Source organism: Dorea chungnamensis (assembly GCF_039832125.1).
Taxonomy (GTDB): domain Bacteria; phylum Bacillota; class Clostridia; order Lachnospirales; family Lachnospiraceae; genus JAFBIX01.
The window spans coordinates 97,657-103,731 of sequence record NZ_JBDOHT010000012.1; the positions used below are offsets into that span (position 1 = coordinate 97,657).

Genomic DNA, 6,075 nt, shown 5'->3' on the forward strand with positions numbered 1-6,075 from the left:
CCTTAATCAACTTTTTTCACTTCAACACCAGCAAGTTTCTCAAAATACTGTACAATTCCGCCGTGATCATCATTCATATGTCCGTGAATCTTCAGTGTCTGAAGGATTTCATATAACTGTGCTGTATATGGAATAGGCACATCTATAGAATGTGCTGTATTCACAACATTTTTGATGTCTTTATGATTGATACGGATTGGTCCGCCTGGTTTAAAATTACGTTCAATGATCATAGGAATCTTTGCATCCAGAACTGCACTTCCTGCAAGACCTCCGCGAATTGCTTCATATACTTTCTGAGGGTCTGCGCCAGCCTTCGTTGCAAGAACAAATGCTTCTGATACAACTGCAATCGTATTGTTTACAATAACCTGATTTGCAAGCTTTGTAACACTGCCGCTTCCTGATTCTCCGATTAATAATGCAGAGGAACCCAAGATATCAAAATATTCTTTAAATGCATCAAAATCTTTCTGATCTCCGCCAGCCATAATTGCTAAAGTTCCAGCAACTGCTCCAGGTTCTCCTCCAGACACAGGCGCATCCACAAAGCCAACTCCTTTTTCCTTTAATCCTTCATAACATTCTTTAGATTCCACCGGTGTAACAGAACTCATATCACACACTACACTGCCAGCTTTGATTGTAGATGCAACTCCACCTTCACCAAATAAAATCGATTTTGAAATAGCTCCGCTTGGAACCATAATGATGATTCTCTCACACTGTTCACCTATCTCAGCATAGTCAGCCTCAACAGCTCCTGCTGCTACGACATCTGCAACAGCCTCTTTGTTCAGATCAGAAACCATCAATTCAACACCTGCTTTTAACAAGTTTTTTGCCATTGGTCTTCCCATAATACCAAGTCCGATAAATCCTACTTTCATTGTCTTTCTTCCTTTCTCTTTCATTGTTAATTTGTGTTTGATTTTGAAATAATCCGTTCATTATTTCTGTTTCTATCTTCACTCTACTACATACCGGTATACCGGTCAAGATGTTATTTCCTTTTCTCCTTTTTTGCCAGTTTAAGCTAATCAATTTTGTGCATTTTGCTCATTTTGTTAATATTTTGTCGTTATCTATTTAACACTTTTATACAATAATATTTTTCCCTATTTTCCCACTACTATTGACCACTTTTTTTGATTATTGTATGATATTTACATAGTTTTAGACGATTACATTCGCTATTTTTGTTAAAAAAATATTTATCAATAAATAAAGGAGTTACTATGATCCCATTAAATGAACAAGCATACCAGCATTTACGTAATATGATTACAACCAATCAGCTTTCCTACCAGGAAATCTATTCTGAAACAAAACTTTCGAAGGAATTAGGTATATCACGCACTCCATTTCGAGATGCAATTCATCGCCTTGCTCAGGAAGGATACATTGATATCATTCCAAGTAAAGGATTTACACTTCATCAGTTAAGCCGCAAGGATGTATATGAAACTTTCCAGGTCCGCTCTGCATTGGAATGTTACTGCACTTTTCAGATTGCCCGGGATGCAGATAATAAAAAGGCAAAAAAATTATTCAAAGAATTACATTTTATTATGGAAAATATGAAAGAAATTTTAGATACAACACAGTCGATTGAAGATTTTTCTGAATATGATTTCCAATTCCATACGAAAATCATATCCTATGTTGAAAATGAACAGTTTTCTTCTATTTTTGATACTTTTATGTACCGTATGCAAAAACTCGCAGCCCTTTCTCTTGCTCACAAAGGGCGTATGAAAACTACCTATGATGAACATCTTGCCATTTTACACACAATGGAAGACGGAGATGAAAAACACATTTACGAAGTAACATTACAGCACATGGAGACACCACGCGAAATCAATCTGGAGGATCTATAGAGAAGGACTATCGCTCCTTCTCCATAACCTGATCCAGTCCGAATCCTTTTATCTTGAATCCATACCGGGCATAGAATTCCTGTGCATCTTCTGTATGCAAGATTCCCCACAGATCTCCTACATCTGCCATAATTGCATCCATAAGTATGGTCCCTAACCCCTGATGCCTGTACTTTTCATCTATAATAACATCCATCAGATAAAATGTAGTGACATGATCTGTGATGATTCTGGCATATCCTACCATAAAATCATACTTATCAAAAACCCCATAAGATACAGAATTCTCCATTGCTTTAAATATCATAGACTCAGGACGCTCTTTTGCCCATTCTGATTGATGGAGCAATTCGACCACTCTTCGTTTATCTATTTTCTCAGGATCTTTACTGATATAAAATCCATCAGAATTTCTGCTTTCAATTTGCTTTGTATTTTTTTCTGCTTTAGAGATCTTATCGACAGAATCCCGTTCTATCATTTTTCTTAAAGCCTGAAGATAAGGGGAAAACTTTACCTGATCCTGACCATATGTCATCTGAAGATCATACTCCAGCAAAAGCCAAGTATCTATAGAAGCTTCATTATGCTGAATCAAAGCCTCCATCTTATCCAGCGCATGAACAATCTTAGCCTCTTGCGTGTGGTTATCCTCTAATTCAGAGAATAATTCTTTCAATTCTTCTCGTTCTTTTTCCGGAAGTATTGACGCAATCTGCTCTATAACATCTGCTTCTTTTTCATTGTCCTGTGCATTTTTCAAGAAACAAGGCACATCTCCATGCACTGCTTCACCAAGATCATGGAACAAGCACATCTCCATTACTCTATCCATATCACATTCTGGGAATTCTCTTCTTACAAGCCATGCAAATACACACAGACGATAAGTATGCTCTGCCACACTTTCTCTTCTTCCTGTAGAAGTCCAGGAATGTCTGACCTGACACTTTAATTTTTCAGCGACAGCCATAAACTCCAGTAAGGTTCTGTTATCCATGACTCTATCCCTCTATAATCTTTACATAAAATCTACGATTACGAGGGCCATCAAATTCACAAAAATAAACATCCTGCCATATCCCCAGAATCAGCTCACCTTGATTCAAAATCAATGTCTGAGAAGGACCGACACAGGTAGTTTTAATATGCGCATGGGAATTTCCCTCCATATGTTGATAATATCCTGTCTTTGTCGGAAATGCTTCCTCAAATCCACACAACATATCATGCACCACGTCCGGATCTGCATTCTCATTAATGGTAAATCCAGCTGTAGTGTGAGGTGAATAGACGACTACGATTCCATCGGAAACACCACTTTTTTCAATATCTTCCCGAATCATATTTGTTATCTTTGACATCTGCTGCGCTTTTTTCGTTGAAATGTGATGTTCGTATAAATGCATATTTCATCCTCCTTTTACCCTTCCAAATATTCTTTTAACGCCTGATATTCCTTCTTCATTAAACGATATCCATGCTCATAGAAATGCATCAAAGTATCATAATCTTTTTCTAATCTTGATACCGTCGGAATCAGAGGTCTCAGCACAAATATCTTTCCTTCTCTCTCCAGCTGTTCTACCAGCTTCATCTGCTTATTGTATTCACTATTACGCCGGATCGTTGTCCGTACAAGATTTGGATAAGATTTGTAAGCTCTCCGATAAAGATCAGCCATACCTTTTGAGACAGGTTTCTTCCGATATCCAGGATTCCTGGTCAGAATCAGAATGATTTTTTCATTTTTCAGTTCCATTGCTCTTTTTACCGGGACAGAATCTGCCAGCCCACCATCCAGATAAGGGCTTCCATCCACATTCACAATTGGAGAAACCAGTGGCATACTGCTGGATGCCCGGCAGATCTTCATCAGACGATCGCCGTCTTTTTCTTCTGTCATATATTCCGCCTGCCCAGTATCACAGTTCGTCGTCACAATTTCACATCTTATATCTGAAGCAAAATAAGTCTCAAAATCGAATGGAAATATTTCATTCGGATATTTGTCAAAGATCATATCCATATTCATAAGACTTTTTTCCTTTATGAACTTTCGAAAGCCATAATAATAACTATACTCTTTCTCTTTGTGTATCATACAGTCTCTGGTTCTTCCAATCTGTCTGGAGACATAATCCACCGCATTGCATGATCCGGCAGATACTCCGATCACATGAGATACATACAGTTCCTGTTCCATCAGATAATCCAGAACACCAGACGTAAATACCCCTCTGGTCGCTCCTCCTTCAAGTACCATTGTTGCTTTTACCATAATCTATACCCCACTTTCTTATCTGCTATTATATACCTATTTTTCAAGCAGGAAAACTGAAATTTTTCTGAACTTGCTATTTCCTGTTATATTTGTTAATATAGGCAATGTATGTAATTATTAACGATATTGAAATCATAAGGAGCAGATACTATGATCAGTACAAGCAATGTAACATTACGTGTTGGTAAAAAAGCCTTATTTGAAGATGTAAATATTAAGTTCACGGAAGGAAACTGTTATGGATTGATTGGTGCCAACGGTGCAGGAAAATCTACTTTTCTCAAAATTCTTTCCGGACAGCTGGAACCAACTAAGGGAGAAGTTATCATCACTCCAGGAGAACGTCTCTCTTTCCTTCAGCAAGATCATTTTAAATACGATGAATATCCTGTCCTAGACACTGTCATGATGGGAAATGCAAGACTTTATGAAATCATGAAAGAAAAAGAAGTCATTTACGCAAAAGAAGATTTTACCGATGAAGATGGAATCAAAGCCAGTGAATTAGAAGCTGAATTTGCCGCTATGAATGGCTGGGAAGCAGAATCTGATGCTGCAACTTTATTAAACGGACTTGGAATTCCAACTGAGATGCATTACGAATTGATGAAAAACTTAAATGGTCCGGAAAAAGTTAAAGTGCTTCTTGCGCAGGCATTGTTCGGCAACCCAGATATTCTTCTTCTGGACGAGCCAACCAACCATTTGGATCTGGATGCCATCGCATGGCTGGAAGAATTTCTGATCAACTTTGATAATACAGTTATCGTTGTATCTCATGACCGATATTTTCTGAATAAAGTCTGTACCCAGATTGCGGATATAGACTATGGCAAGATCAAGCTCTATGCTGGTAATTACGACTTCTGGTACGAATCCAGCCAGCTGCTGATCCGTCAGATGAAGGAAGCCAACAAGAAAAAAGAAGAAAAGATCAAAGAACTTCAGGAATTCATCTCCAGGTTCAGTGCCAATGCTTCCAAATCCAAGCAGGCAACCTCCAGAAAGCGTGCCCTTGAGAAAATACAGCTGGACGATATTCAGCCATCCAGCCGCAAATATCCTTATATTGACTTCCGTCCGAACCGTGAGATTGGAAACGAAGTCCTTACCGTTGAAGGATTAAGCAAGACAATCGATGGAGAAAAAGTATTGGATAACATCTCTTTTACCCTGAATCACGATGACAAAGTTGCTTTTGTAGGAAGCAACGAGCTCGCCAAGACAACACTGTTCCAGATTCTCGCCGGAGAAATGGAACCGGATGAGGGAACTTACAAATGGGGAATTACAACCTCGCAGGCATATTTTCCACTGGACAGCGGAAGTGAATTTGATAATGATTACTCCATCGTAGAATGGCTGACCCAGTACTCCGAGGAAAAGGACGTAACCTATGTACGCGGCTTCCTTGGACGCATGTTGTTCTCTGGTGATGACGGAGTGAAAAAAGTCAATGTACTCTCTGGTGGTGAAAAGGTAAGATGCCTCTTATCTAAAATGATGATCTCTGGAGCCAATGTACTGATTCTGGACGAGCCAACCAACCACCTTGACATGGAGTCTATCACCGCACTGAACAACGGTATGACCAAGTTTCCTGGTGTCATCCTCTTCTCTTCCAGAGACCACCAGATCGTACAGACGACCGCCAATCGTATTATGGAAATCGTTCCCGGCGGTAAACTGATCGACAAGATTACCACCTATGACGAATATCTGGAAAATGATGAAATGGCAAGAAAGAGACAGACCTACAGTGTACAGCAAGAAGAAGATGATTAAGTGGGAATTTAGATGAGTAAATTTTGTGATTGAGGAGTGCACGGCGCAAGGGAGTTGGATCGGTTGGTCTGTATCTGGTATCCTTCGCTGAGAATCCATAACAGAAAAAAGAACTGCAATTTC

At 39.0% G+C, this 6,075-nt stretch carries 6 protein-coding genes; 2 read left to right on the forward strand and 4 right to left on the reverse strand.

Annotated elements, in window-relative coordinates; translation table 11 throughout:
* Window positions 1-2 precede the first annotated feature (2 nt).
* On the reverse strand, window positions 3-890 hold the full coding sequence (gene garR, locus ABE613_RS11425) for a 2-hydroxy-3-oxopropionate reductase (protein ID WP_235233462.1): 888 nt from the start codon (window positions 888-890) through the stop codon (window positions 3-5).
* 348 nt (window positions 891-1,238) lie between these two features.
* Between garR and ABE613_RS11430 the strand changes: the two genes are divergently transcribed.
* Entirely contained in the window at window positions 1,239-1,883 is a 645-nt protein-coding gene (locus ABE613_RS11430) for a GntR family transcriptional regulator (RefSeq protein WP_347376426.1), read from the forward strand.
* A gap of 7 nt (window positions 1,884-1,890) precedes the next feature.
* Here the strand turns inward: ABE613_RS11430 and ABE613_RS11435 are convergent, their stop codons facing one another.
* From ABE613_RS11435 to ABE613_RS11445, 3 genes are read right to left on the reverse strand one after another with little or no spacing between them, the layout of a single operon-like run.
* Window positions 1,891-2,883: a GNAT family N-acetyltransferase gene (locus ABE613_RS11435; RefSeq protein WP_347376427.1), complete on the reverse strand. Its 993-nt coding sequence runs from the start codon at window positions 2,881-2,883 to the stop codon at window positions 1,891-1,893.
* A gap of 4 nt (window positions 2,884-2,887) precedes the next feature.
* A complete protein-coding gene (locus ABE613_RS11440) occupies window positions 2,888-3,292 on the reverse strand; it encodes a secondary thiamine-phosphate synthase enzyme YjbQ (protein WP_235233457.1) in 405 nt (134 codons plus the stop codon).
* A gap of 14 nt (window positions 3,293-3,306) precedes the next feature.
* Complete coding sequence (locus ABE613_RS11445) at window positions 3,307-4,164, reverse strand: patatin-like phospholipase family protein (RefSeq protein WP_347376428.1); 858 nt, start codon at window positions 4,162-4,164, stop codon at window positions 3,307-3,309.
* Window positions 4,165-4,317: 153 nt separating this feature from the next.
* Here ABE613_RS11445 and ABE613_RS11450 point away from each other — a divergent pair, with 153 nt between their 5' ends.
* Window positions 4,318-5,952, forward strand: a complete 1,635-nt coding sequence (locus ABE613_RS11450; RefSeq protein WP_235233455.1) for an ABC-F family ATP-binding cassette domain-containing protein — start codon at window positions 4,318-4,320, stop codon at window positions 5,950-5,952.
* Window positions 5,953-6,075 lie beyond the last annotated feature (123 nt).